We start from the raw sequence: 24,410 nt of genomic DNA on the forward strand, positions 1-24,410 counted from the left end.
TTCCGGCTACATCCTGGATCCTATAGGATCTAGCCTCAAGAGCAAGGTGTCGTCGCGGAAGGAGGACCGGCCCCGTGCGGATCGCACTGTTCGTCACCTGTCTTAACGACGCGCTGTTCCCGCAGGCCGGGATCGCCACGGTGACGGTGCTGGAACGGCTCGGCCACACGGTCGCGTTCCCGGCCGCGCAGTCCTGCTGCGGCCAGATGCACGCCAACACCGGCTACGCCGCCCCCGCCCGGCAGCTCGAACGCCTCACCGAGGACGCGTTCGCCGGTCAGGACGCCATCGTCTCGCCGTCCGGCTCCTGCGTCGCCCACCTGCGCGCGCACACCGCACTGCCCGTCTACGAACTGTCCGAACTGCTCGTCGACGTGCTCGGCGTGACCGACGTGGGCGCGACCTTCCCGCACCGGGTCACCTATCACCCCACCTGCCACGGCCTGCGCATGCTCCGCCTCGGCGACCGCCCCACCGCGCTGCTGCGCGCCGTCAGGGGCCTCGACCTGGTGGACCTGCCCGAACCCGAGCAGTGCTGCGGCTTCGGCGGCACCTTCGCCCTCAAGAACGCCGCCGTCTCCGGCGCGATGCTCGCCGACAAGTGCGCCAGCGCCGCGTCGACCGGCGCGGAGTACCTGGCGGCGGCCGACAACTCCTGCCTGGCCCACATCGGCGGCGGCCTGGCCCGCCATCCCGGCGCGCCGAAGCCGATCCACTACGCCGAGATCCTCGCGGCCACCGGAGGCATCCGTGAGTAGACAGCTGCCGATCGTCGCGATCACGCCGTTCCCGCAGGCGGCCGCGCACGAACTGGCCGACACACAGTTGCGGGCCAACCTGGGGCGGGCCACGCGGACCATTCGCGACAAGCGGGCGCGGGTGGTCGCCGAGGTCGCCGACTGGGAACCGATGCGGGACCGGGCCGCGGCCGTCAAGGACGAGGTGCTGGACAACCTGGACGAGCTGCTGGCGCGGTTCGAGGCGGCGGCGGTCGCGGCCGGAGCGACGGTGCACCATGCCGCCGACGCGGCGCGGGCCAACGCGATCGTCACCGAGCTGGTGCAGGAACAGCAGGCCGACCACGTCGTGAAGATCAAGTCGATGGCGACCCAGGAGATCGGGCTCAACGAGGCGCTGGAGGCCGCGGGCATCACGCCGATCGAGACCGACCTCGCCGAGCTGATCGTGCAGCTCGCCGACGACACCCCGTCGCACATCCTGGTCCCGGCGATCCACTACAACCGCAGCCAGATCCGGGAGCTGTTCGCGCGGCGGATGCCGGGGTTCACCGCGACGTCCGACGAGCCCGCGGTGCTGGCGGGGGCGGCGCGCGAGTACCTGCGGCGGACGTTCCTCGCGGCGAAGGTCGCGGTGTGCGGGGCCAACTTCGCCATCGCGGAGACCGGATCGCTGGTGATCGTCGAGTCGGAGGGCAACGGGCGGATGTGCCTGACGCTGCCGGAGACGCTGATCGCGGTCGTCGGCGTGGAGAAGCTGCTGCCGCGCTTCGCCGACCTCGGCGACTTCCTGCGGCTGCTGCCGCGCTCGTCGACCGGCGAGCGGATGAACCCGTACACCTCGATCTTCACCGGGGTGACGGCGGGCGACGGGCCGCAGCGGCTGCACATCGTGCTGCTGGACAACGGCCGCACGCAGGTCGCGCAGGACCCGGCCGGGCGCGCTGCGCTGCGCTGCATTCGCTGCTCGGCCTGCCTGAACGTGTGCCCGGTGTACGAGCGCGCGGGCGGGCACGCCTACGGCTCGGTCTATCCCGGTCCGATCGGGGCGATCCTGTCGCCGCAGCTCACCGGGCAGGACGCGGGCTTCAACAAGACGCTGCCGTTCGCCTCCACGCTGTGTGGGGCGTGTTACGACGTCTGCCCCGTGAAGATCAATATCCCGGAGATCCTGGTACACCTACGTCAGACCGGCCCGAAACCGGCCGCCGAACGGGCCGCGATGTCGACGCTGAGCTGGGTGATGCGCGACCGCCGCAGGTGGCGGGCCGCGCTGCGGGCAGCCCGCTCGGGCAGCGCCCCCCTGCGGCTGATCGCCCGCCGCCACGGCGGCACGCTGCGCCGCGCACCGTGGCCGCTGTCGGCGTGGACGGCACACCGGGACGCGCCGCTGCCCGCGGCCGAGTCCTTCCGCGACTGGTGGAGGCGCACCCATGAACAGTCCTGACCACGCGGCTCCGGGGCTGCCCGGCCTGTTCGCCGAGCGGGCGGGCGACTACCGCGCCGGGATGCACCACTGCACCGAGGACGAACTGCCCGGCGTGCTGGCCGGGCTGCTGGCTGCCGCCGCCAAGGTGGTCCTGCCGCCGGGTGTGCCCGCGGCGTGGACCAGCGGCCTGGCCGTGCCGACCCTGCTCGACGATCGCGGGCTGACCGCCGCGGACCTCGACGAGGCGGGGCTGTCCGTGCTCACCGGGTGCGCGGTGGCGGTCGCCGAGACCGGCACGATCGTGCTCGACGCCGGGCCGGGGCAGGGCAGGCGGCTGCTGACGCTGGTCCCGGACCACCACGTCTGCGTCGTACGCGACGAGCAGATCGTGGCCGACGTGCCCGACATGATCACCGCGCTGCCCGATCCCACCCGTCCCCTGACGATGATCTCGGGGCCGTCGGCGACCAGCGACATCGAGCTCAACCGGGTCGAGGGCGTACACGGGCCGCGCCGCCTCGACATCGTCTGCGTACACCCCGCGATCTGAGAGGCAGTCCCACCATGACCCACCTGCTCGGCGGCTCCGCGGTCGCGGTCAGCGCGCTCGGTTTCGGCGCGGCCTCCATCGGCAACCTCTACCGGGCCGTCCCGGACGAGCAGGCCGCCGCCACCGTCGAGGCCGCCTGGCAGGCGGGCATCCGCTACTTCGACACCGCACCGCACTACGGCCTGGGCCTGTCCGAGCAGCGGCTGGGCCGGGCCCTGGCCGGGCGTCCGCGTGAGCAGTACGCCGTCTCCACCAAGGTCGGCCGGATCCTCGTCGACGAGCCGGGCGGCGTGGGCGACGACCTGGCCAACGGCTTCGCGGTGCCCGCGACCCGGCGGCGGGTGTGGGACTACACCGCCGCCGGGGTGCGGCGCAGCATCGAGCACAGCCTGACCCGGCTCGGGCTGGACCGGATCGACCTCGTGCTCATGCACGACCCGGAGGAGAGCCCGGACCCGGACCAGGTGCTGCGCGAGGCGTACCCGGCGCTGGCCGCGCTGCGCGCCGAGGGCGCCGTCGGCGCGATCGGCGTCGGCTCCAAGGACCCGGCGACCCTGGCCCGGTTCGCCACCCGGACCGACGTGGACGCGCTGATGGTCGCGGGCCGCTACACGCTGCTGGAGCAGCCCGCACTCGACGACATCCTGCCCGCCTGCGCCGCGCGCGGCGTCGCGGTGCTCAACGTGGGCGTGTTCAACAGCGGCCTGCTCGCCGTCGAGTGGCCCGACGAGTCCCGGCCGTATGAGTACGGCACCGCGCCCGCCGGCGTCCTGGCCCGCGCCCAGGGCATCGCCGCCGCGTGCCGCCGCCACGGCGTGACCCTGCCGCAGGCGGCGCTCGCGTTCGCCGCGGCGCACCCGGCCGTGGCGTCGATCGTGGTCGGGGCGGGCAAACCCGACCACGTCGACCGCAGCGCCGCCTGGTTCGCCCTGCCCGCGCCGCCGCCGCAGCTGTGGGCGGAACTGGTGGAGACGGGCCTGCTACGGCCGGACGCTCCCGTCCCGGCATGACCTGTCTGCACCTGGACCTGGCCGGCGGCGGCCAGTACAGCGAGCCGGAGGTCGGCTGGGGCGGGCCGCTGCAGGCACTGTCCACCTTGCGCAAGGCGATCGACGGGCCGGTCGACCCCGCCGATCCACGGCTGCCGGTCGCGCTGGTCACCAGCACCGTCGCGGGGCTGGGCGCGGTCGGCACCGCGCGGTGCGCGGCCGTCGGCGTGTCGCCGCTGTCCGGCGCGGTCGCCGAGACCCGGGCCGAAGGCCCCTTCGCGGCGGGACTGCGCGCGGCGGGCATCACCGGCATCAGCCTGACCGGGGCCGCCGAGCAGCCCTCGTACGTCGTCGTGGAGGCCGGGCGGGCCGCCGTGCTCCCAGCGGGCGAGCTGTGGGGCATGACGACCGGACAGGCCACCGATCTGCTGCTGGCCAGGCACGGGCCCGACGCCGCCGTCGCCGTGATCGGGCCCGCGGGGCAGGCCGGTGCGCGCTACGCCAATGTGGTCACCTGCCGGTCGTTTCCGCTGCCCCGGCTCGGGTTCGGGGCGGTCCTCGGAGCCCGGCGGATCAAGGCCGTCGTGTGCGTGCCGCCCGGCAGCGAGACCGCCGGACGCGCCCCGTGGCCGCACGACGTGCTCGCGGCGCAGGCGCTGTTCACGGCGTACCGCCGGGAGATGCCGGACCACCCGCTGGCCGGATGGCAGTTCGCGGTCCCGGGTTTCGGGGCCTGGCCGGGCACGTCGGCCGCACCGGGCACGGCCGCCGTACGCAACTTCGCCGACACCGCGACCGCCCCCGCGTCCTGGCCCGGCCTGCACCCCGACCGATACGCGGCATTCCTGAACTGGTCCGGTGGCTGTCCGGGCTGCCCCAACGACTGCGTCAAGGGGTACGCGGGCGCGGGGCTGCACCAGGAGGCCGTGGCGATGCTCGGCCCGAACCTCGGCATCGGCGACCTCGGCGCCATCCTCGCCGCCAACGCCCGGTGCCAGGAGCTGGGGCTCGACCCGGTGTCGCTCGGCGGCACGCTGGCGTGCGTGTTCGAGGCGGCTGCGCGCGGGCCGCTGCCGTCCTGGCTCGACCTGCCCGCAGGAGCCGGGTTCGGGGCGGCGGACCTGCTGGCCGAGCTGGTCGAACGTGCCGCACGTCCCGGTCATCCGCTGGGGCAGGGGGCCACCGCGCTGGCCGCCCGGCTCGGCGTGCCCGAGCTGGCGATGACGTGCCGGGGCGTCGAACTGCCGCCGTTCGATCCGCGCGTCCAGCCCGGCCTGGGCCTGATGTACGCGGCCGCGCCGTTCGGCCCGCGCTACGACGCCGTCGAGCACGACCTCGACTTCGATCCGGTGTACGGCCTGCCGCACTGCTACGACGAGGCCGAGCGGATCGGGCTGTCCGTGCCCGCACCGGCGTCCACTCTGGACGTCGCCCGCACGTCGCGCCTGGCCGACCTGTGGAGCGGCCTGGACGCGCTGCTGATCTGCCCGTACGCCAGCACCCCGACCCGCCCGCTGACCCTCGACCGGATCTGCGCGCTGGTCCGGGCCACCTCCGGCCGCCCGATCAACCCCGAGGGAGTGTTCGCCCTCGGCCGGGACCGGCTGCGCGCCCAGCAGGAGATCAACGACCGCCTCGGCGTGGCCGCCGCGACCCTGCCCGCCCGCTTCTTCGACGAACCCGTCACCACCGGCCCCCACCGCGGCGCGGTCCTCGACCGTACGGCGTTCACCACCGCCGTCGAGACGCTGCGCACCCACTGGCGGACCCGTTGACCCACGCCACGGCCGGGTCCTGACCGGAATGCGCGAATCACTGGATTCGGCTCGGCGGGACGGGGGTCGTTGCCTAGGCTTACGTCATGGCTCGTACCGCCGCTGACCAGGTGCGCAGTGAAGACTTGTTCACCACCGCGCTGTGGGGATACTCCATGGACGAGGTGGACGCCTACGTCGAGGACACCGCCCGGCGCCTGCGCCGGCTCGCCGCCGAGATCCAACGGCTGTCCATCGCGGAGAACCAGCTCGGCGCCGCCCGGATCGAGATCTCCAAACTGACCTCCGAACTCGCCGAGGCACGGCCGCTGGCCGGCGTCGGCCCCCGCGTACAGGCGATCCTGCGGATGGCCGAACGGGAGGGCGAGACGCTGCGCCGGACGGCGTTCGAGGTCCTGCGCAAGGCCTACGAGGAGGCGCGCGAAGTCCGGCAGAAGGCCGAGGACGAGGCCTACCAGGCCAAACGTGACTACGAGATGGCCCTGGCGCACCGCCGCCAGCATGACCGCGACGAACTGCTCGCCAGCCTCCAGGCTGAAGCCGCGAGCGCCGAACCGCAGTCCGAGCGTGCCGCGGCGGGGATGCGCGAGCTGTTCGCGGCCGCCAACAACCGCAAGCCGGAGCGCAAGGAACCTGTCGCCGCAGCGGCGGCGGAACCCGGACCGGACCCGGATCCCGCACCGGACCGCGAAGCCGCCCCTGCGGTCGGCCCCAAGGCCGTGGCCGGTGCCAAGCCTGTGGCCGGTCCCAAGTCGGTGGCTGGTCGCAAGCCGGTGCCTGGGCCCGCGCCCGTGGCCCCGGTGACCGCAGCCCCGGAGCCGGTCGGGCCCGGCGCGCGACGCGACGAACCCGAGCCGCCGGTGCCGTATGCCGCCTCCGACGCAGCGTTGCAGCGTGCCGATACTGACGTCGTGGTACCGCGTGCCGAGCACGATGCGGCGGTGCAGCGTGCCGAGCCTGAGGTCGCGGCGCGGGCGGTGCCTGAGGTGCTGGAGGACGAGTATCCGGTCATCGAGGAGCCGGTCGAGCGGTTCCACAACGGGTCGAACAAGTCGCGCCGCAAGCGGACCCGTAACCAGCGCGCCAACCCGCCCGGCGTACAGCCGTCGGTGACGCCCGACCCCGCCGACACCCTGCCCGCCAAGCGGCCCTGAACCGCCGCCCCTCTCACGAAGATCGTCGTTTCGTGCCATGATCTGCGGTCCAACCGCAGATCATGGCACGAAACAGTGATCATCGCCCCGGAGCCGGAGCCGGAGCCGGAGCCGGAGCCGGAGCCGGAGCGGCGGTGGTCAGCGGGTTTCGCGCCAGCCGCGCTTGAGGTCGGCGTTCCAGCCGCGCCTGATGTCGGTGGCGGCGTGCGGGGTGCCGACGCGGAGCACGTCCCAGTGGCGGCGCGGCTCCTCGGAGCTCTTCAGCGTGATCCGGTCACCGACTCTGACCTTGGGCTCCACCCAGCACGTCAGCATCCGGTTTCCGGATCTCAGGTCGACCTGAACCAGCGTTGTCATGGCGGCGACGGTAGCAGCGATCACGGTCGACGTCCCGCGAGTTTCCGCCGCCAGGGGCCGGTCACCGGTGGGTACTGATTCACATTCTGTTCACGGGATGCCCAGCCGGGGTGACGCCGCGGGTACGGTGCCGCGCGTGACCCTGTACCTGCTCGCCTTCGCGGTGATCGCCGTCGCGGCCTTCGCCCAGGCCATCTCGGGCTTCGGCTTCTCGCTGGTAGCCGTGCCGCTGCTGGCGATGATCGTCGACCCGCAGCCCGCGGTGATCGCCGCCACGATCGTGAGCATGGGCCTGAACTCCGCCAACGCGTACCACCACCGCACGCACATCGACCTCGGCGCGACCCGGCGGCTGCTGCTGTGGGCGCTGCCGGGGCTGCCGCTGGGGGTGCTGGCGCTGCGGCTGCTGCCCTCGGGCGCGCTGGTCGCGGTGATCGCGCTGGTGACGCTGGCCTGCACGGTGGTCGTCTGGCGAGGCTGGCGCATCGCGCCCGGCGGCTGGACGCTGCGCGGAGCGGGCCTGCTGTCGGGGGTGCTCACGACCGCCACCGCGACCAACGGGCCGCCGCTGGTGGCGGCGCTGCAGGCGATGCGGCTGGAGCCGCGCGCGTTCCGGGCCACGCTGGCGCTGCTGTTCGCGGTGGTGTCGCCGATCGCACTGGTCGGTTTCGGCATCGCGGGGCTGCTCGGCATGCGGGCGGTGCTGGTCGCCGTGGTCGGGCTGCCCGCGGCGGCGCTGGGCGGCTGGCTGGGCAACCGGCTGTTCGACCGGTTCGACGCGGGCATGTTCCGGCGGATGGTGCTCGGCGCGCTCGTGGTCAGCTCGGCGGCGGCGCTGGCGAAGGCGGCCCTGTAGCCGATGTCGGACCGCTGAGGCAGGGTGGACGGCGTGACTGATCGACTGGTGACCCTCGTACCCTGGTCCGACGCCGACCTCGACCTGCTGCGCCGGGTCAACACGCCGGAGATGAAGCAGCACCTCGGCGGCCCGGAGACCGAGGAGAAGGTGCTCTCCCGGCACCAGCGTTACCTGGACCTGCCGAACGGCCGCATGTTCCGGGTCGCGCTGGCGGCGACGGGTGAGCCGGTCGGCACCATCGGGCACTGGGACCGGGAGTGGCAGGGCGAGCAGGTGTACGAGACGGGCTGGAGCGTGCTGCCCGAGTTCCAGGGCCGGGGGCTGGCCGTGGCGGCGGCCCGCGCGCTGGTCGAGGCGGCCCGCGCCGACGGGCGGCACCGCTGGCTGCACGCCTATCCGGGGGTGGACAACGTGCCGTCGAACGCGATCTGCCGCAGGGCCGGGTTCGAGCTCGTCGGGCCGTACGACTTCGAGTACCCGCCCGGCAGCCTCATGCGCAGCAACGACTGGCGTTTCGACCTGCGGAAATCGTGATCCTCGGCGATCCGGTAAAAAATCTTGGAAGAATCCTCCCGGCGGATGTAGAGCCCGGCGTGCCGGCTCCGACCGTGTGGTGGGGGCGGGCCGAGCGGGCCTGCCGGACCGGAGGGAAGACATCGTGAAGTACCTGCTGATGATCTACGGCAACCAGGAGAAGTGGGCCTCGATCCCGCCGGAGGTCTTCCCGGCGGAGGTCGCCAAGCAGGAGGCCTGGAACGCGAAGTACAAGGAGACCGGCGAGCTGCTGGGCGCGTACGGGCTGGCCGACGCGGCCGCGGCGAGGCTGGTGCGGCGCGCCGACGGGCAGCCCGCGGTGACCGACGGCCCCTACCTGGAGACCAAGGAGTACATCGCGAGCTTCTACCTGCTGGACTGCGAGAGCCAGCAGCGCGCGGAGCAGCTCGCGGCGGACCTGCCGTGGGCCGACCAGGACCCGGTCGAGCTGTGGCCGGTGCTGCACGAGTCGCCGGTCAACGACCTGTGATCGCCGACCGGCGCGTCGAGGCACTGCTGCGCGAACTCGCGCCGCAGGTCCTCGGCGCGCTGGTGCGCCGCTACGGCATGTTCGACGCCTGCGAGGACGCGGTGCAGGAGGCGCTGCTGGTGGCGGCCCAGAAGTGGCCGGTCGACGGGCTGCCGGACAACCCGCGCGGCTGGCTGATCACGGTGGGCGCGCACCGGCTGCTCGACGAGGTCCGCAGCGAGTCCGCGCGCCGCCGCCGCGAGGACGCGATCGCGCTGGCCACGCCCCAGTCGGCGCTGCTGGGCGCGCCCGCCGACGCCGAACTCGACACCGACGACTCGCTGCGGCTGCTGTTCCTGTGCTGCCATCCGGCGCTGGCCGCGCCGAGCCAGGTCGCGCTGACCCTGCGCGCGGTCGGCGGCCTGAGCACCGAGCAGATCGCCACGGCGTTCCTGGTGCCGACCGCGACCATGGCGCAGCGCATCACCCGGGCCAAACTGAGCGTCAAGGCGGCGGGCGCGACGTTCCCGCTGCCGGGTCCCGCCGACCGGGACGCTCGGCTGCGGGCCGTGCTGCAGGTGCTCTACCTGATCTTCAATGAGGGGTACGCCGCCACGGCCGGTCCCGACCTCACCGCCCCGCAGCTGTCCGGCGAGGCGATCCGGCTGACCCGCTGGCTGCGCCACCTGCTGCCCGGTGATCCCGAGGTGGCCGGGCTGCTCGCGCTGATGCTGCTCACCGACGCCCGCCGCGCCGCCCGCACCACCCCCGACGGCAACCTCGTTCCGCTGGCCGAGCAGGACCGTGCCCGGTGGGACCGTGCGCGCATCACCGAAGGCGTGGCCCTGCTCAGCGAGGCGCTGCCCCGCGGGGCGGTCGGGCCGTACCAGCTCCAGGCCGCCATCGCCGCCCTGCACGACGAGGCGCCGACCCTGGCCGACACCGACTGGCCCCAGATCCTCGCCCTGTACGGCCTGCTCGAACAGGTCGCGCCGAGCCCCGCCGTCACCCTCAACCGCGCTGTCGCCGTCGGCCACGTGCACGGCCCGCAGGCGGGCCTGGACCTGCTGGCCACCCTCGACGCCGACTCCCGCATGGCCAACCACCACCGGCTCCGGGCGACCCGTGCCCACCTGCTCGAACAGTCCGGCGACCACCCCGCTGCGGCCACCGCCTACCGTGCCGCCGCAGCCCTCGCCACGAACCTGCCCGAGCGCCGCCACCTCACCGCCCGCGCGATCGAGAACGAAGGAAGGGCACCTTCCCATCGCTCCGCGAGGTAGCAGGTGAACCTTCCTTCGTCCCTAACGCGGCTGGGCAGGCTCGTCGTGGTGCCCGCCGTCGCGGCGGGCGTGGCGGCGTCCGGCGAGGCCGCGCAGGGCGGCCAGGCCGATCACGAGCCAGACGACGTTGACCGCCACCGACGGCAGCGCCCGGTGCACGATCCCGTTGACCGCCAGCGCCACCGCCCCGGCCAGGTTGAGCAGCTGGTACGTCGTCCCGGCGGCGATCCGCCCGCTGGACAGCAGCCCGTACGCCACCAGCAGCGCCGCCGCGCCGAGCCAGCCGAACACCTCCACCAGCAGGTCGGCGCTCACGTCCGTGGCCCGCTCATCGCGGCACCAGCGCGTACGCCCGCACCGGGAACGTGCCGAAGTCGCGCACCGGCGCGGGCACCGCGTGCAGCCGGGCCCCGTGCACGGGCAGCCGGTCCAGCCCGGTCAGGTGCTCCAGCACCGGGATGCCCGCGTGCAGCAGGATCGAGTGCGCGGGCCGGGTCCTGCCGTCGGTGCAGTCGATGTTGACACTGTCCGTGCCGACCAGCGTGGCGCCGGCCTCGACCAGGTGCTTCGCGCCGTCCTCGGTCAGATACGGGGCTCCCACGCCGTACGCGGCCGTGCGCCAGTGCCGGTCCCAGCCGGTGTGCAGCAGCACCGCCCTACCGGCGACGTCGTAGGGCGCGAGGGCCTGTGCGGTGATCGCCCGCTCGGCCGCGCCGGTCGTGCGGACCACGACGACCGGCAGGTCTGCCAGCGACTCCAGGGGCAGCCCGGCCAGGTCGGTGCCGCCCTCATACCGGTGGAACGGGCTGTCCACGTAGGTGCCCGTGTTGCTGACCATGCTGATCCGGTCGATGGTGAACTCGGTGCCCTCGGCGTAGACGCCGCGCGAGTCGGCGCGGGTCAGGTGCGGCAGGATCTCCGGCCCCGGCAGCCCCGGGTATGTCGTCATCCCGGCCTCGATCACGTGGCTGAGGTCGACCAGCCGGGTGCCCTGCCCGGTGGGCGCGTCCGCCGACGGGCCGCCGCGCGAACCCTTGTGCGCCTCGGCGAAGACCTCGACGCCCGACAGCCGCACCTGGTCCACCATCAGCAGGCCGAGGTGGCCGACGAACAGGCCGGCAAGGTCATCGGCGCTGACGGCCGGGCCGGGCACGTCGAGGCGGAAGCCCTGGGCCTGCATGCCGCCGCCGTTGAGGAAGGTCACGTCCGCGTCGAAGGACGCCCGGTACTCGGTCATGGCTTGATGATCCGCCTCGGTCGGCATACAGCACAAGCGACGATCTCTTCATACGGCATGTAGCCTGACTGCATGCAGATCGACCCGCGCCGCCTCGCCGTGCTGCGCGCCGTCGCCGACGCGGGCGGGGTGCTCGCCGCCGCGTCCGTGCTGCACCTGACCCCGTCGGCGGTCTCGCAGCACATCGCGCGGCTGGAGGCCGAGACCGGCGTGACCCTGCTCGACCGATCGCGGCTCGGCGGTCGGCGCGCCGCCGGACTCACCGCCGCCGGGCGACTGCTGGCCGGGCACGCCGCCAAGCTCGGCCAGGTGCTCGCCGCCGCCGAGCACGACCTGGCCGCGTTCACCGGGCAGGTCGCCGGGCCGGTGACCGTGGGAGCCTTCCCGACGGCGATCCGGCATCTGCTGGTGCCGGTCGCCGCCGAACTGGGGGAGAGCGCGCCAGCGGTCGGGCTGCGCATCCGGCAGTACGAGCCGGAGCCCGGCCGCGCGGCACTGCGCGCCGGCGAGCTGGATCTGCTGATCACCGAGTCCGACGCGGCCACCCCGGCCCGCGACCCGGCGGGGCTGCGCACGGTGAAACTGTTCGACGACCCGTACCGCATCGTGGTGCCCCGCCGCTGGGGTCCGGTCAGCGACCTCGACGTGCTGCGCGACCGGCCCTGGGTGGACGGCCCGCCGGACACGGCGGTGCGCCGGGTGCTCGACCGGGTCAGCGCCCAGCACGGCGTGACCCTGGACCGCCGCCACGAGTGCCTGGAGTTCCCGGCCGCGCTCGCGGTCGTCGCCGCGGGCCTGGCCGCCGCCGTGGTGCCCGCGCTGGCCCTGCCCGAACAGCATCCGGCGGTCCGCGCCATCACCACCCCGCTGGTCGGCGCGCGCCGCCTCGACCTCATGCACCGGCGCGGTCGCCACGAACCCAGCCCGGCGGCCCGCCTGGTCGCCGCCGCGCTCACCGCCAAGGCCCGGTGGTGAGTCGGCGATCAGGCGGTTCCGCCGTCCAAGGCGGTGGCGAGCCGGTTGGCGAGCGGTTCCAGCACCTGGTACGCACCGGCGGACAGGTCGCCGTCGCCGCGCATGTCGCGCAGCTTGGTCAGCAGCTCGCGGGCCTCGTCGGCGGCGTCGGCGTTGCCGTCGCGGCGTAACCGCTTCTCGACGTCCTGGACCTGTTTGCGCAGCTCGGCGGCTTCCTTACCGGCGATGCCGCCGGACCGCGCCAGCCGGTCGATCTGCTGGCGCAACTCGCCGAGCGGATCGGCAGGCCGGGCGGGCGACGGTTTGGCCGACGGTTTGGCGGCGGCGGGACGGGTGGCGCTCGCCGCGCTGCCGGCGCTCGACGGCTCTGCCGCCGCGTTGCCCGGGGGCGCACTGGCCGAGGCGAACGCGATCAGGATCAGCCCCGCCACGATGGCGACGACCGCGATCGTGCCCCACAGGACCGGGCGCAGCCAGCGGTCGGGCCGCGCGGGCCGGGCGGACCTGACCGGTGTCGGCCGGGCGGGCAGGGGAGGCGGCACGGAGGCCACCCCGACCAGCGTGCCCGACCGGGCCGGGGACACCGGTGCGGCGATGAGGGTGTCGGTGAGCTGGGCGGTGGTGTGCGGGTCGGGGATCGTCTCGCCGATCGCCAGCAGTTGCGCGGCGACCTGCTCGGCGCTGCGCGGGCGGTGGCGCGGGTCGGCGGAGGTCAGCTGGCCGGTGAGCGCGGCGAGCGGCTCGGGGACCCCGGCACGCAGCAGGTCTTCGCGTACGCCGTCGCCGTCGCGCCCGGTCGGCGGTGGTGCTCCGGTGAGCATCGCGTACAGCGAGCAGCCGAGCCCGTACACGTCGGTGCGGGCGTCGACGGGGCCGCCCGCGGCCTGCTCGGGTGCGGTGTAGCCACGGGTGCCCGCGACCAGCGACGGGTAGGCGGCCTCCTGCCAGGCGGCGATGCCGAAGTCGCAGACCTTGACCGTGCCCGACGAGTTGACCAGCAGGTTCGCGGCGGTCACGTCGCGGTGCACGATCCCGGCGGAGTGCGCGGCGGCGAGCGCGGCGCAGGTCTGCACGGCGATGCCGACGGCCTGGTCGCGGTGCAGCGGGCCGTCCTGGAGCAGCGTGTGCACGCTGGGGCCGTCGACCAGTTCCATCACGACGTAGGCGTCCTCGGTCTCGACGGCCACGTCGTAGACGGCGACGATGTGCGGGTGCGGCAGGGCCGCGACGGCCTGTGCCTCCCGCCAGAAGCGCTGGCGCATGGCGGTGTCGGCGAACCGGGCCGGGTCGAGGATCTTGACCGCGACAGGGCGGCGCAGGCGCAGGTCCTGTCCGCTCCAGACGGTGGCCATGCCACCGTGCCCGATCTCCTCGTCGACCCGGTACCGGGCACCCAGCAGTCTGCCCATTATCCGGTCCTACCCGTGGCGGCGGCCCGCAAACCGATTCGCGGCGATGTCACCCGTCCGCGTCGGGCGCTGTGTCGCGCAGGCGACCCGGTTCCGCCGAGGTTTAGGCGGATCTTGGGGGCCGTTTAAGGTCTCCACAAGGGAGTTCTCCGTAGCGTTCGGGGCGTCGGCCGGATCGCGGCCGCCGCACGCCCCCGCCCTGATCGGAGTTCACCGCATGCGCAGACTGATCGCCTATCCGCTGGCGGCGCTGGGACTCGTGACCGCGTCCCTGATGATCGGGTCGCCCGCGTCCGCCCACGGGTACGTGTCGTCCCCGCCGAGCCGCCAGGCCCTGTGCGCGGCGGGCCGGGTCGGTGACTGCGGCCCGATCCAGTACGAGCCGCAGAGCGTCGAGGGCCCGAAGGGCCAGCGCAACTGTCACGGCGGCCTGGCGCAGTTCGCGGTGCTGAACGACAACGGCCGCAACTGGCCCGCGACCTCGGTCGGCACCGCGGTCACCTTCAGCTGGGTGCTCACCGCCCGGCACTCCACGAGCAGCTGGGAGTATCTCATCGGCGGCAGGCGGATCGCGTTCTTCTCCGACGGCGGACGCCAGCCGAGTGCGACGGTGTCGCACCAGGTGAGCCTGGCCGGGTTCAGCGGCCGGCAGACGCTGCTGGAGATCTGGAACATCGGCGACACCCCGATGGCCTTCTACAACTGCATCGACCTGCAGATCGGCGGGGGCGGCCCGGCCCCGTCGCCGACCGCCGCCCCGTCGCCGACGGCCCGGCCGACCGCGTCGCCGACCGCTCGGCCTAGCACCGGGCCGAGCTCCCGGCCGACGGTGCGCCCGTCGGGCCCGGCCGCTTCGCCGTCGAGCCGCCCGACGGGCACCGTGCCCGGTACGGAGTGGGCGGCGGGCACGACCTACCGGACCGGTGCCGAGGTGACCTATCAGGGACTGCGCTACCGCTGCCGGCAGTCGCACACCTCGATCGTCACCTGGGAGCCGTCGTACTACACGCTGGCGCTCTGGCTGCCGGTCTGACCGGACCCCGGCGGGCCGTCCCCCGGCCCGCCGGTTCCGCCGTCCCCGCTCGTCCACCCCGGCGATGACGCCGCCTGCGAACAGGAACATGACGATGAGAAGGATCGGTTTCGCGCTGGCGGCCGCCGCGCTGACCCTGCTGGCCGCGTGCGGCACCGCCGCGCCGGAGCCGGTGGCCTACCAGCCGCCCGGCCCGCCGCGCGCGGACGCGACGTTCAACGCGACCGACGTGATGTTCCTGCAGATGATGGTCACCCACCACACGCAGGGGCTGGAGATGGTCAAGCTCGCCCGGACCAGGCAGACCAGCGAGGAGGTGGCCATGCTCGCGGGCGCGATCGAGGTCACCCAGACCACCGAGCTGGAGGTCATGCGGGGCTGGCTGAACAGCTGGGGTGAGCCCGTCAGCGCGGGTCACGACCCGAACGCGCACGCCTCGCACGGCGGTCTCCCGATCACCGGCGCGGACGAGATGGCGGCGCTGCGCGCGGCCACCGGCGCGCGGTTCCAGACGACGTTCCTGAACCTGCTGATCGGTCACCAGCACAACGCCGTCGAGATGGCCCGCACGGAGACCGACGGTGGCGCGAACCCGCAGGTCAAGGACCTGGCGAACCGCATCACGCTGTCCCGCGACGAGCAGATCAAGCAGATGCTCGCTCTGGTCGCCGCCTGACGCCGCGCCCGCCCGGCGGATGATCCGTGGGTTCACCAGTCGTGGACGGTGCCGTCCTTGAGCCGGTTGACCGGCAGGTACGCGGCCACGTACGGGAAACGCGCGGCGGCCTGCTCGTCGAGTTCGACGCCGAGGCCGGGCTGCTCGCCGGGGTGCAGGTAGCCGTCGGTGAAGGTGAACGACTGCCGGAACACCTCGTCGGTCAGCGGGCTGTGCTGCATGTACTCCTGGATGCCGAAGTTGTGGATGGCCAGGTCCAGGTGCAGCGCGGCGGCCATGCCGACCGGCGAGATGTCGGTCGGCCCGTGGATGCCCGACTTGATCTGGTACTGGGCGGCGAAGTCGAGCAGCTTGCGCATGGCGGTGATGCCGCCGGTGTGGGTGACCGCGCTGCGTACGTAGTCGATGAGCTGTTCGCGGATCAGGGTCTGGTAGTCCCAGACGGTGTTGAAGACCTCGCCGATGGCCAGCGGCGTGGTGGTGTGCTGGCGGACCAGGCGCAGCGCGTCCTGGTTCTCGGCCGGGGTGCAGTCCTCCAGCCAGAACAGGTCGTACGGTTCCAGGTCCCTGCCGAGCCGGGCGGCCTGGATGGGGGTCATCCGGTGGTGGCCGTCGTGCAGCAGCGGCAGCTCGGGGCCGAACTCGTTGCGTACGGCCTCGAAGACGCCGGGCAGGTGGCGCAGGTAGGCGCGGGTGTCCCAGTCCTCCTCGACGGGCAGCGGGGTGCGCCGGGCGGGTTCGTAGTCGTAGCGGGCGCCCTCGGTGACCGCGGCGACGCCGTAGACCGCGTCGATGCCGGGCACGGAGGTCTGGATGCGGATGGACCGGAAGCCGAGCGCGAGGTGCTTGCGTACGGAGTCGAACAGTTCGGGCAGGTCCCGGCCGGAGGCGTGCCCGTACGCCATGATCCCGTTGCGGGACGCGCCGCCGAGCAGCTGGTAGAGCGGCATCCCGGCTGCCTTGGCCTTGATGTCCCACAGGGCCACGTCGACGGCGGCGATGGCGGCCATGGTGACCGGGCCGCGCCGCCAGTAGGCCGAGCGGTACAGGTACTGCCAGGTGTCCTCGATGCGGTGCGCGTCGCGGCCGAGCAGCAGCGGCACGACGTGGTCGGTCAGGTAGGACGCGACGGACAGCTCGCGGCCGTTGAGCGTGGCGTCGCCCAGGCCGGTGATGCCGTCCTCCGTCGTGATCTTCAAGGTGACGAAGTTGCGGCCCGGGCTGGTGACGATGACTTCAGCGGCGGCGATCTGCACGAGGTGGCCTTTCTGGACGCTGGCTCGCCGAAATGCTAGGCCCAGGCGACCCGGCGCCGCGACCCCGACGTGCCCTCATCCGCCGCGCCCTACCCGTCGAGAGCCGCGCGTCAGGCGCCGCTGAGGGTCTGCACCACGCCGTCGGCCAGCAGGCCGTCGTAGTACGCGCCGCCGGGGTAGTACGCGGCGGTGCTCGTGCCGGTGACGCCGTCCACGGCCCAGCCGACGGCCAGGGTCTGCAACGCGGCGACGTTGCGCGCCTGTGGCGTGCCCGAGGTCAGCGTGCACAGGCCGTCGGTGCTGCCGCCCTCGGCGTCGCAGTGGCAGCCCGTGCTCAGCCGTACGCCCAGGAACGGGCGGGACACGGCGGAGGTCAGCGCGACGGTGCCGCTGGCGTTGCTGTTGGCCAGGTACGGCGGGGACGAGATCGCGTACATCGGCAGGGCGGTGTTCCTGAGGCCGTTGAACGCGTCGGCCATGCTCTGCCCGACCGGCGACTTCACCGGGTCGAGCAGCACCAGCGCCTTCACCTTGGCGAACTGGGCGGCGTACGAGGTGCGCAGCCGGTTGGCGACGTAGGCGGCGACCTCGCCGCCGGCCGAGTGGCCGGAGATCACGTAGCTGGTCGGCAGCGCCAGCCCGGTGCGGCCGGCCCTGGCGCGCGCGTCGGCGAAGCTGCGGCCGAGCTTGTCACCGCTGTCGGCGGCCTTGCCGAGCAGGTCGGCGACGTTGTCGAGGAATCCGGTGTTGTTGCCGATGTTGTTGACCGTGCAGCCGTAGAGGTTCGCCGACGGCAGGGTCGGCGCGAAGACCACGAAACCCGCGGTGGCGTAGTGCTCGGCGAGGTCCTGCAGGTTGCCGTTGCTGCGGGAGAAGCCGTGCTGCAGGTAGACGAGCCCGCGCGGGGTCCCGGCGGGGAAGTACCAGTCGGCGTCGGCCTTCATCGTGTAGAAGGCGCAGCGGATGTCGACGGTGTTGCTGACCTCGACGACGCCGGGTGCGGCGGTCGCGGGCGCGGGTGCGGCGAGGATCGTGGCGGCCAGGGCCAGGGCGAGGGCGGCTCTGCGGAACGACATGGTGCCTCCGGTTTCCCTTAGTGGAACAGCGTTTCCCTTAGGGAAGATTAAGGAGGTCGGCTGACGCCAGGTCAAGGCCTGGAACGTGCCACATTGGACGACACCGCGACGCGGCCCGCACCGCGCACGGCCAGGGGCGGGCAGCGCGACGGCGGCTTGTCGAGGATCATCATCGGTGCGGATGGGACACCGCACGCTCGGCCGGCTCCGCGAAGGCAGCGCCGCGCCGCGTGCCGAGACGGGACGGGCCGACCGATGGAGAACGCGCGATGGCGCTGGCTGATGCTGGTCGTCGGCATGCTGGCGATGACCGCCGGAAGCACGGCCCAGTACGGCATCGCGTACCTGATCCCCGCGTTCCGGGACCAGGGACTGACCCTGGAACAGGCCGGAGTCCTGGTCGCCTGCCCCACCATCGGCGTCATGCTCACCCTCATCGCCTGGGGCGCGGCGGCCGACCGGTGGGGCGAGCGCATCGTGCTGTCGACCGGCCTCGGGCTGGCCGGGCTGGTCCTGCTCGCCGCCCGGTGGGTGCCCGGCACGCTCGGACTGGGCGTGTGCCTGGCGCTGTCCGGCGCGTTCGGGGCCTCGGTGCTGGCGAGCGGGCGGCTCATCCTCGGCTGGTTCGCCCGGCACGAACGGGCCCTGGCGATGGGCCTGCGGCAGAGCGCAGGGCCGCTGGGCCTGGCGCTGGCCGCCGCGACCCTGCCCGCCCTGGCCACGGGCGGCATCGGCTCCCCGCTGCTGTTCCTCGCGGCCCTGTTCCTGGCCGCCGCGGCAGCGTCCTTCCTGCTGGTACGCGACCCGGCCCCGCCACCGCCGTCCGCCGCCCCGCCGACCCCCGGCACGCGGCCGGCCTCGCCCTACCGCACCTCGGGACTGTGGCGCATCCACGCCGCCAGCGCGCTGCTGGTCATCCCCCAGTTCACGATCACCACGTTCGCGCTCGTCTTCCTCACCGACGCCCGGGGCTGGGCCGCCCTGGACGCCGGGCACCTGCTGGCCGGGGCGCAACTGTGCGGCGCGCTGAGCCGGCTCGGCGCGGGCTACTGGTCCGACCGCACCGGCAGCAGGCTGCGGCCGATGCGGCTCATCGCGGTCACCACCGGCGCCGGGATGCTGGCGCTGGCCGCCGCCGCCGTAGCCGGATCGGGCCTGGCGGTGCCGCTCCTGCTGTTCCTGGCCGTGGTCGCCGTGAGCAGCAACGGCCTGTCCTTCACCGCCGTCGCCGAGTACGCGGGATCCGCGTGGGCGGGCCGGGCGCTGGGCATCCAGACCACGGGACAGAACACCCTCGCCGCCGCCGTTCCGCCGGTCCTGGCGGTGACGATCGCCGCCGTCGACTTCGCCCCGAGCTTCGCCGTGGTAGCCGCCTTTCCGCTGGTCGCCGCAGCGATCGTGCCCGTCGCGGCCGAGCGGCGGGCGATCGCCGCGCAGACCGGTGAGCCGGGATGACCCTTCCCGAACCCGGTGCGCCGATGGGACCTGACAACGGTGGCGCGGCGTTGTACGCTTCCCCGCGATGACTACCTTCGCGATCAGATCGGGGGTCCCGTCCGCAAAAGGTGAGTGCTGATGCGCTCTTCTGCTGCGACGACGGATACCCGTCTTGCCCTGTGGCTGCGCGTGCGCGAGTTCGCCGTGCCGCCTTCGATGATCGAAAGTGCGACCGCCCGCCGGGCCGCCGGTGACTGGGCCGGGGCCTGCGCCGCCGCACGTGTCGACGTCGATCTGAACCTGCGCGCCGTGGCACACGCCCACGGCCGGGAACTCGCCGCCCAGGTCCGTGACGACCTGCGGCATCTCGCGCCCGATCTGCTGCGCTCACACATGCCGAGGATCGCCCCGGACGGACTGCTGCGCCCGGGCCTGACCATCTCCCTGGCCCGCTACGGCGGCCCCCAGCTCGTGGTCCGTACGCCACCCGCGTGGGCCGACGCCGGGCAGCGGATCAGTCTCGCGCTGTGGGACCGGTCCGGCGACGCGCCGCGCCTGCACCCGCATCCGCAGCCCGACCGGCGTTTCCGCCTCGACCTGCACCGCCACCTGTGGGACGTGCGCCGGGCTCCCGAACTGGCCCACCGCTGCGGCGCGGACACCTGGCCGGACACAGCAGGTTCTGCCGTCAGCCCCGACCGGTGGGCCGTCGACCACGCGTCGGCAGGCCCGCTGCCCGGCGGCTGCGCAGTGCACCGGTGGGCAGCCGAAGCGGCGCTGGTCGTCCACGCGGACGGCCACACCGGCGGCACGGTCACGGTACGAGTCGACAGCAGGCAGCGGTTCCGGGTGGACGTCTGCTCCGAACAGGACACGGCACGGATCTCAGCCGTGCCGTCCCGGGACCGGAGCGCCGCGACCCTGGTGCTGCCCGACGCCGCGACGTGGCTGCTGCCCGACCTGGAGCTGCTGCACCACGGGCTCGTCGACGCCGACAACCTGCATCCGCTGGTCGCGGCGGCGCTCGCGCCGGACCACCCGCCGCCCCTGCGGCCGCCGACCCACCAGCCGGGCGGCCCGCGACACGTCGACTGCCGTGGCCAACGGCACCGGATCGCCCTGGTGGACGGCGTACTCACCGCACTCGACCACGACCCGGCCGAGATCAGGCGCGAGGAGCTGCTGACCGCACTCGGCGGCCCGCCGCTGCCGTGCCTGCGGGCGATCGACGAGACCCACCGCCACCCGGAGAGCCTCGTCGACGTGCGTGCCCGGCTCGACCACGGCGACGCCGCTGGTGCCCTCGCCGCCGTCGAGGGCCTGCTCGGACCGGACGCGCTGCTGCGCAGCGGCGCGCTCCGCGACGAGCTGGAGGCGGCCGCCCAGGGCCGGGTCACGCACGGGCTGTTCCGGGCCGGGCTGGCCGGCACCGGACCTCATCCCACCTCACGAGGCGTCGGCCGCCGCCGCGAGCGGCGCGCTACCCGCTTCCGTCCACGCCACACCACGGGCCGCTGACACCGCGTCGCCGTTCCCTGCCCGCTGCTCCGAGCGGCCTCCACGGTGGCCAAGCCGCCTCCTTGCCCACCGTGCCGCGCCGTCGGCCGCAGCCACCGGTCGGCGGCGACCCGCCGCAGCGCCCCCGACTGTGCGCCGCACTCGCGTGTGCCACCCGCACCACCACCCGGCCTACCAGCGCACGCCCCATCCCCGCTCGACCAATGCCGTCCCGCGGCACCGACAAACCCAAGGTGATCAAACATGACCGTTATCGCTGAACCCGCCATCTCCGACGCGACCGTCCGGCAGCTCGACGTGGCTGCCGACCTGCTCGCCCTGCTCGGCGACACCGCGACCGAGCCGCGCCCCGACACCCAGCTGGAGGCGCTGACCCTCGCCGTGGCCGCCGACCTGCCGGTGCTGCTGTGGGGCGAGCCCGGCATCGGCAAGACCGCCGCGCTGACCCAGCTCGCCGCCTCCCTCGACCTGCCGCTGACCACGGTCATCGCCAGCGTGCACGAGCCGTCGGACTTCTCCGGCCTGCCCGTCGTCGGCGACGACCCCGCCGTGCAGGGCGTGCCGATGGCCCCGCCGGACTGGGCCGTACGCCTGGTGCGGGCCGGACGGGGGCTGCTGTTCCTGGACGAGCTGTCGACCGCCCCGCCCGCCGTGCAGGCCGCGCTGCTGCGGCTGGTGCTCGAACGCCGGGTCGGCGCCCTGCAGCTGCCGCCCGGCGTGCGGATCGTCGCCGCCGCGAACCCGCGCTCGTCGGCCGCCGACGGCTGGGAACTGAGCGCGCCCCTCGCCAACCGGTTCGTCCACCTGCAGTGGGTCCACGACCACGACGTCGTGGTACGCGGCCTCGGCGGCACCTGGCCCCGCGCGACCCTGCCCCGGCTCGACCCCGAACGGCTCGCCGCATCCGTCGCGTACGCCCGCCGGGCCGTGTGCGCGCTGCTGACTACCCGCCCCGCGCTCGTCCACCGGCTGCCCAACAGCGAGACCCGCCGCGGCGGAGCGTGGCCCTCACCCCGCAGCTGGGACATGACCCTGCGCCTGATCGCGTTCGCGACCGCGGCGGGCACCTCCCGCGAGGTGCTGTCCATGCTGGTCCGCGGCACCGTCGGCGACGGCCCCGGCCTGGAACTGCTGGCCGGCCTGGACAGACTCGACCTGCCCGACCCGGAGACCCTGCTGGCCGACCCGGCCTCGGCCGTCCTGCCCGACCGCGGCGACCTGCGCCAGGCCGTGCTCGACGGCGTCGTCGAAGCGGTCCGCAGGCAGCCCGACCAGTCCCGCTGGGACGCCGCCTGGGCGGTGCTCGTGCGCGCCCTGGAGACCGGGGCACCCGACCTGGTCGTCGTACCCGCGTCCACGCTCGCCGCGCTGCGCACCGACGACTGGACACTGCCCGCCGACATCGAACGCCTCGCCGGTGCGGTGTCCCTGTCCCGCCGCGCCGACCAGGCCGCCGCACTCACCGGTGCCTGACATGGACACCGAGAAGCTGTACGCCGCCCGCCTGCACGCCGCCCGGGTCCGCCCCTACCTGGCCACGGCCCTGTTCGCACTGCACCCGGTCGCATCGTCACGGGTGCCGACGATGGCCGTCGACCGGCACTGGCGCTGCTACGTGTCCCCGGCGTTCGTCGACCGCACCCCACTGGACGAACTCGCCGGCGTATGGGTCCACGAAGTCTCCCACCTGCTGCGCGACCACCACCGGCGCGGCGACCGGGTGGCCGCCGAACGCGGCCTGACCGGCCCGGGGGAGCGGCTGCGGATCAACATCGCCGCCGACTGCGAGATCAACGACGACGTGTACGGCGACGGTCTGGCCCGCCCCGCCGACGCCGTCGACCCGCAACTGCTCGGCCTGTCCGACGGCGAACTGATGGAGGACTACCTGCGCCAGTTCCGCCTCGGGCCGCGTACCCAGAATCTGGTCTGGCTCGACTGCGGCAGCGGGGCCGACGGCATGGACCGGGAGTGGGACCTCGGGCCCAACGGCGCGCACGGGCTAGACGACCAGCAATGCGACGCGGTCCGGTTCCGGGTCGCTCAGGGCCTGGTCGGGTCACCCGGCCACGCCTCGAAAGGCTGGAAGCGCTGGGCCGACGAGGCGTTCCACCCGCCGCAGCCGTGGCGGGAACTGCTCGGCGCGGCGGTCCGCTCGGCGGCGACCGCCCCCGGCGCGGGCGACGACTACAGCTACGGCCGCCCGTCACGCAGGTCCGCTAGCCTGCCCGGCATCGTGCTGCCGAGCCTGCGGCGCAGGCCGCCCCGGGTCGTGGTGGTCATCGACACGTCCGGTTCGGTCAGCGACGCCGAACTGGGCAGCGCCCTGCTGGAGGTCACCGCCATCGCCCGCGCCGTCGGTGGGCGGCGGGACCTGGTCACCGTGCTGTCCTGCGACGCGGCAGCGGGGGTCGCGTACGCGCTGTGCCGGGCCGAGGGGATTCCGCTGACCGGCGGTGGTGGCACGGACCTGCGGGCCGGATTCGCCAAGGCGCTGCGCCTGACCCCGCGCCCGGACGTCATCGTCGTCCTGACCGACGGCCAGACCCCCTGGCCGTCCGCAGAGCCGCCCTGCCGGACGGTGGTGGGCCTGTTCCCCCGCGAGAGCAGTTGGGACGAGGACTCGGAGTACGTGCCGGACCTGCCGCCGGACTGGGCGCGGGTGGTCGAGATCGGATGATCGGTTCCGGCGAACCTCCGGTGCCCACGGGCGGTCGTATCCACCCTGATTCCACTGGTCGAGGGTGGGGGAACGCGATGCCGATCGTGCTCACCCGCCGCACGCCTTCGTGATGGTCTGAACCGGAGGCGGCTAGGTCAGCGGCAATCCGGGGGCTCGGTCATGAGCCAGAGTCCTGGGCGCTGCCGAGTCGACGCAGACGGTCCCAGGACAGCAACGCGAATAAGACGCCGAACTGCACCGCGAGAAGGGAGAACGGAGCTGTCGTCGCGGTCTCGCGCCGGGGGCCCGGCGGCGACGAGAGCAGTAGGAACGCCAACGGGGCCAGGAGAGTTACCGCGAACGTGGCCCTCGCCCAGAACGGCATACGCCGTACCGGCCGCCAAGTTCCCATGCCGTAGCGCTCACCTGGCAGCGCCACGAACACCGCGTAGTACAGCGCGACCGGCAGGGTGAACACCAGGGTCACCGGCGGCATCACGGCGTTCATTGTCAGCGGCAACTCGACCAGCCCGCAAACCGCCAGGACAAGGCCAGCCACTGCGGTCGTCCGTGCCCGTTTCCGCACTCTCACGGCACCACCGTAGGACCTGACGACCGTCGCGGACACCGCCTGATCAGCTAGTCGATCTCTGCTGAGCCTCTCCACAGGAAGACGAAAGAGGGCCTGTCCGATGATCGGACAGGCCCTCTTTGCTGGTGGGCGATACTGGGTTTGAACCAGTGACCTCTTCCGTGTCAAGGAAGCGCGCTCCCACTGCGCCAATCGCCCGTGCGGTACTGCGGTACTACGAGGTGGAGACGGGATTTGAACCCGTGTACACGGCTTTGCAGGCCGTTGCCTCGCCTCTCGGCCACTCCACCGTGGTGACGCCTTGCGGCGGTTCTCCGAGCGGATGACGAGATTCGAACTCGCGACCCTCACCTTGGCAAGGTGATGCGCTACCAGCTGCGCTACATCCGCTTGTCAGTTTCGC

At 73.5% G+C, this 24,410-nt stretch carries 24 protein-coding genes and 3 tRNA genes; 17 read left to right on the top strand and 10 right to left on the bottom strand.

Annotated elements, in window-relative coordinates; all coding sequences use genetic code 11:
* Positions 1 to 74 precede the first annotated feature (74 nt).
* The 6 genes from HAV40_RS25415 to HAV40_RS25440 all read left to right on the top strand — a co-directional run bounded on the left by HAV40_RS25415 (position 75) and on the right by HAV40_RS25440 (position 6,634).
* Positions 75 to 758, top strand: coding sequence for a (Fe-S)-binding protein (locus HAV40_RS25415; protein ID WP_166385457.1), 684 nt, complete (start codon positions 75 to 77; stop codon positions 756 to 758).
* A complete protein-coding gene (locus tag HAV40_RS25420) occupies positions 751 to 2,184 on the top strand; it encodes a lactate utilization protein B (protein ID WP_166385459.1) in 1,434 nt (477 codons plus the stop codon). Before HAV40_RS25415 ends, HAV40_RS25420 begins: the two co-directional genes overlap by 8 nt.
* Positions 2,171 to 2,716, top strand: a complete 546-nt coding sequence (locus tag HAV40_RS25425) for a LutC/YkgG family protein (protein WP_166385461.1) — start codon at positions 2,171 to 2,173, stop codon at positions 2,714 to 2,716. The genes HAV40_RS25420 and HAV40_RS25425 overlap by 14 nt, the downstream gene beginning before the upstream one ends.
* A gap of 14 nt (positions 2,717 to 2,730) precedes the next feature.
* Entirely contained in the window at positions 2,731 to 3,726 is a 996-nt protein-coding gene (locus tag HAV40_RS25430) for an aldo/keto reductase (RefSeq protein ID WP_166385463.1), read from the top strand.
* Complete coding sequence (locus HAV40_RS25435; RefSeq protein ID WP_166385465.1) at positions 3,723 to 5,480, top strand: aldehyde ferredoxin oxidoreductase C-terminal domain-containing protein; 1,758 nt, start codon at positions 3,723 to 3,725, stop codon at positions 5,478 to 5,480. The genes HAV40_RS25430 and HAV40_RS25435 overlap by 4 nt, the downstream gene beginning before the upstream one ends.
* An 86-nt stretch (positions 5,481 to 5,566) precedes the next feature.
* Positions 5,567 to 6,634 carry a hypothetical protein gene (locus HAV40_RS25440; protein WP_166385467.1) on the top strand — a complete coding sequence of 356 codons (1,068 nt, stop codon included), beginning with the start codon at positions 5,567 to 5,569 and terminating at the stop codon, positions 6,632 to 6,634.
* 138 nt (positions 6,635 to 6,772) lie between these two features.
* On the opposite strand, the gene HAV40_RS25445 is transcribed toward HAV40_RS25440, so the two are convergent.
* Positions 6,773 to 6,991, bottom strand: a complete 219-nt coding sequence (locus tag HAV40_RS25445; protein ID WP_166385469.1) for a hypothetical protein — start codon at positions 6,989 to 6,991, stop codon at positions 6,773 to 6,775.
* Positions 6,992 to 7,127: 136 nt separating this feature from the next.
* On the opposite strand from HAV40_RS25445, the gene HAV40_RS25450 reads away from it, so the two are divergent.
* The 4 genes from HAV40_RS25450 (at position 7,128) to HAV40_RS25465 (ending at position 10,136) form a co-directional block, all read left to right on the top strand.
* Positions 7,128 to 7,847: a sulfite exporter TauE/SafE family protein gene (locus tag HAV40_RS25450; RefSeq protein WP_166385471.1), complete on the top strand. Its 720-nt coding sequence runs from the start codon at positions 7,128 to 7,130 to the stop codon at positions 7,845 to 7,847.
* Between the two features lie 33 nt (positions 7,848 to 7,880).
* Positions 7,881 to 8,384: a GNAT family N-acetyltransferase gene (locus HAV40_RS25455; protein WP_239086663.1), complete on the top strand. Its 504-nt coding sequence runs from the start codon at positions 7,881 to 7,883 to the stop codon at positions 8,382 to 8,384.
* A gap of 124 nt (positions 8,385 to 8,508) precedes the next feature.
* A complete protein-coding gene (locus tag HAV40_RS25460; RefSeq protein WP_166385476.1) occupies positions 8,509 to 8,874 on the top strand; it encodes a YciI family protein in 366 nt (121 codons plus the stop codon).
* Positions 8,871 to 10,136, top strand: coding sequence for an RNA polymerase sigma factor (locus tag HAV40_RS25465; RefSeq protein WP_203671586.1), 1,266 nt, complete (start codon positions 8,871 to 8,873; stop codon positions 10,134 to 10,136). Before HAV40_RS25460 ends, HAV40_RS25465 begins: the two co-directional genes overlap by 4 nt.
* Before the next feature lie 21 nt (positions 10,137 to 10,157).
* Here the strand turns inward: HAV40_RS25465 and HAV40_RS25470 are convergent, their stop codons facing one another.
* Together HAV40_RS25470 and HAV40_RS25475 are read right to left on the bottom strand one after the other, a co-directional pair.
* Positions 10,158 to 10,451, bottom strand: a complete 294-nt coding sequence (locus tag HAV40_RS25470; RefSeq protein ID WP_166385478.1) for a CBU_0592 family membrane protein — start codon at positions 10,449 to 10,451, stop codon at positions 10,158 to 10,160.
* 13 nt (positions 10,452 to 10,464) lie between these two features.
* Positions 10,465 to 11,373 carry a cyclase family protein gene (locus HAV40_RS25475; protein ID WP_166385480.1) on the bottom strand — a complete coding sequence of 303 codons (909 nt, stop codon included), beginning with the start codon at positions 11,371 to 11,373 and terminating at the stop codon, positions 10,465 to 10,467.
* Between the two features lie 72 nt (positions 11,374 to 11,445).
* Between HAV40_RS25475 and HAV40_RS25480 the strand changes: the two genes are divergently transcribed.
* Complete coding sequence (locus HAV40_RS25480) at positions 11,446 to 12,348, top strand: LysR family transcriptional regulator (RefSeq protein ID WP_166385482.1); 903 nt, start codon at positions 11,446 to 11,448, stop codon at positions 12,346 to 12,348.
* An 8-nt stretch (positions 12,349 to 12,356) separates the two neighbouring features.
* On the opposite strand, the gene HAV40_RS25485 is transcribed toward HAV40_RS25480, so the two are convergent.
* Positions 12,357 to 13,757: a serine/threonine-protein kinase gene (locus HAV40_RS25485; protein ID WP_166385484.1), complete on the bottom strand. Its 1,401-nt coding sequence runs from the start codon at positions 13,755 to 13,757 to the stop codon at positions 12,357 to 12,359.
* A 217-nt stretch (positions 13,758 to 13,974) separates the two neighbouring features.
* Here HAV40_RS25485 and HAV40_RS25490 point away from each other — a divergent pair, with 217 nt between their 5' ends.
* Positions 13,975 to 14,790, top strand: coding sequence for a lytic polysaccharide monooxygenase (locus tag HAV40_RS25490; RefSeq protein ID WP_166385486.1), 816 nt, complete (start codon positions 13,975 to 13,977; stop codon positions 14,788 to 14,790).
* 94 nt (positions 14,791 to 14,884) lie between these two features.
* On the top strand, positions 14,885 to 15,466 hold the full coding sequence (locus HAV40_RS25495) for a DUF305 domain-containing protein (protein WP_166385488.1): 582 nt from the start codon (positions 14,885 to 14,887) through the stop codon (positions 15,464 to 15,466).
* A gap of 32 nt (positions 15,467 to 15,498) precedes the next feature.
* Here the strand turns inward: HAV40_RS25495 and manD are convergent, their stop codons facing one another.
* Both manD and HAV40_RS25505 read right to left on the bottom strand, forming a co-directional pair.
* Positions 15,499 to 16,722, bottom strand: coding sequence for a D-mannonate dehydratase ManD (manD, locus tag HAV40_RS25500; protein WP_166385490.1), 1,224 nt, complete (start codon positions 16,720 to 16,722; stop codon positions 15,499 to 15,501).
* A gap of 110 nt (positions 16,723 to 16,832) precedes the next feature.
* Positions 16,833 to 17,798: an alpha/beta hydrolase gene (locus HAV40_RS25505; protein WP_166385492.1), complete on the bottom strand. Its 966-nt coding sequence runs from the start codon at positions 17,796 to 17,798 to the stop codon at positions 16,833 to 16,835.
* 255 nt (positions 17,799 to 18,053) lie between these two features.
* On the opposite strand from HAV40_RS25505, the gene HAV40_RS25510 reads away from it, so the two are divergent.
* The 4 genes from HAV40_RS25510 to HAV40_RS25525 all read left to right on the top strand — a co-directional run bounded on the left by HAV40_RS25510 (position 18,054) and on the right by HAV40_RS25525 (position 23,433).
* Positions 18,054 to 19,253, top strand: coding sequence for an MFS transporter (locus HAV40_RS25510; RefSeq protein ID WP_166385494.1), 1,200 nt, complete (start codon positions 18,054 to 18,056; stop codon positions 19,251 to 19,253).
* Between the two features lie 120 nt (positions 19,254 to 19,373).
* The gene (locus tag HAV40_RS25515) at positions 19,374 to 20,753 is read left to right on the top strand and encodes a hypothetical protein (RefSeq protein WP_166385496.1); all 1,380 of its coding nucleotides are present in this window, start codon (positions 19,374 to 19,376) and stop codon (positions 20,751 to 20,753) included.
* A 243-nt stretch (positions 20,754 to 20,996) separates the two neighbouring features.
* The gene (locus HAV40_RS25520; protein WP_166385498.1) at positions 20,997 to 22,226 is read left to right on the top strand and encodes an AAA family ATPase; all 1,230 of its coding nucleotides are present in this window, start codon (positions 20,997 to 20,999) and stop codon (positions 22,224 to 22,226) included.
* A 1-nt stretch (position 22,227) separates the two neighbouring features.
* Complete coding sequence (locus tag HAV40_RS25525) at positions 22,228 to 23,433, top strand: vWA domain-containing protein (protein WP_166385500.1); 1,206 nt, start codon at positions 22,228 to 22,230, stop codon at positions 23,431 to 23,433.
* A gap of 160 nt (positions 23,434 to 23,593) precedes the next feature.
* Here HAV40_RS25525 and HAV40_RS25530 read toward each other — a convergent pair whose 3' ends face one another.
* The 4 genes from HAV40_RS25530 to HAV40_RS25545 all read right to left on the bottom strand — a co-directional run bounded on the left by HAV40_RS25530 (position 23,594) and on the right by HAV40_RS25545 (position 24,397).
* Entirely contained in the window at positions 23,594 to 23,914 is a 321-nt protein-coding gene (locus HAV40_RS25530) for a hypothetical protein (RefSeq protein ID WP_166385502.1), read from the bottom strand.
* Positions 23,915 to 24,130: 216 nt separating this feature from the next.
* A tRNA-Val gene (locus tag HAV40_RS25535) sits at positions 24,131 to 24,205 on the bottom strand.
* Between the two features lie 21 nt (positions 24,206 to 24,226).
* A tRNA-Cys gene (locus HAV40_RS25540) sits at positions 24,227 to 24,297 on the bottom strand.
* Between the two features lie 27 nt (positions 24,298 to 24,324).
* A tRNA-Gly gene (locus HAV40_RS25545) sits at positions 24,325 to 24,397 on the bottom strand.
* Positions 24,398 to 24,410: the final 13 nt, after the last annotated feature.

It is taken from the genome of Catellatospora methionotrophica, from assembly GCF_011297335.1.
Classification (GTDB): Bacteria; Actinomycetota; Actinomycetes; order Mycobacteriales; family Micromonosporaceae; genus Catellatospora; species Catellatospora methionotrophica.

Excerpts from the sequence above, each read along its gene's own strand:
- HAV40_RS25480 (WP_166385482.1), top strand. The coding sequence starts at position 11,446 with ATGCAGATCGACCCGCGCCGCCTCGCCGTGCTGCGCGCCGTCGCCGAC.
- HAV40_RS25520 (WP_166385498.1), top strand. The coding sequence starts at position 20,997 with ATGACCGTTATCGCTGAACCCGCCATCTCCGACGCGACCGTCCGGCAG.
- HAV40_RS25495 (WP_166385488.1), top strand. The coding sequence starts at position 14,885 with ATGAGAAGGATCGGTTTCGCGCTGGCGGCCGCCGCGCTGACCCTGCTG.
- HAV40_RS25510 (WP_166385494.1), top strand. The coding sequence starts at position 18,054 with ATGGAGAACGCGCGATGGCGCTGGCTGATGCTGGTCGTCGGCATGCTG.
- HAV40_RS25505 (WP_166385492.1), bottom strand. The coding sequence starts at position 17,798 with ATGTCGTTCCGCAGAGCCGCCCTCGCCCTGGCCCTGGCCGCCACGATC.
- HAV40_RS25445 (WP_166385469.1), bottom strand. The coding sequence starts at position 6,991 with ATGACAACGCTGGTTCAGGTCGACCTGAGATCCGGAAACCGGATGCTG.
- HAV40_RS25430 (WP_166385463.1), top strand. The coding sequence starts at position 2,731 with ATGACCCACCTGCTCGGCGGCTCCGCGGTCGCGGTCAGCGCGCTCGGT.
- HAV40_RS25425 (WP_166385461.1), top strand. The coding sequence starts at position 2,171 with ATGAACAGTCCTGACCACGCGGCTCCGGGGCTGCCCGGCCTGTTCGCC.
- HAV40_RS25440 (WP_166385467.1), top strand. The coding sequence starts at position 5,567 with ATGGCTCGTACCGCCGCTGACCAGGTGCGCAGTGAAGACTTGTTCACC.
- HAV40_RS25475 (WP_166385480.1), bottom strand. The coding sequence starts at position 11,373 with ATGACCGAGTACCGGGCGTCCTTCGACGCGGACGTGACCTTCCTCAAC.
- HAV40_RS25515 (WP_166385496.1), top strand. The coding sequence starts at position 19,374 with ATGCGCTCTTCTGCTGCGACGACGGATACCCGTCTTGCCCTGTGGCTG.
- HAV40_RS25525 (WP_166385500.1), top strand. The coding sequence starts at position 22,228 with ATGGACACCGAGAAGCTGTACGCCGCCCGCCTGCACGCCGCCCGGGTC.
- HAV40_RS25435 (WP_166385465.1), top strand. The coding sequence starts at position 3,723 with ATGACCTGTCTGCACCTGGACCTGGCCGGCGGCGGCCAGTACAGCGAG.
- HAV40_RS25485 (WP_166385484.1), bottom strand. The coding sequence starts at position 13,757 with ATGGGCAGACTGCTGGGTGCCCGGTACCGGGTCGACGAGGAGATCGGG.
- HAV40_RS25490 (WP_166385486.1), top strand. The coding sequence starts at position 13,975 with ATGCGCAGACTGATCGCCTATCCGCTGGCGGCGCTGGGACTCGTGACC.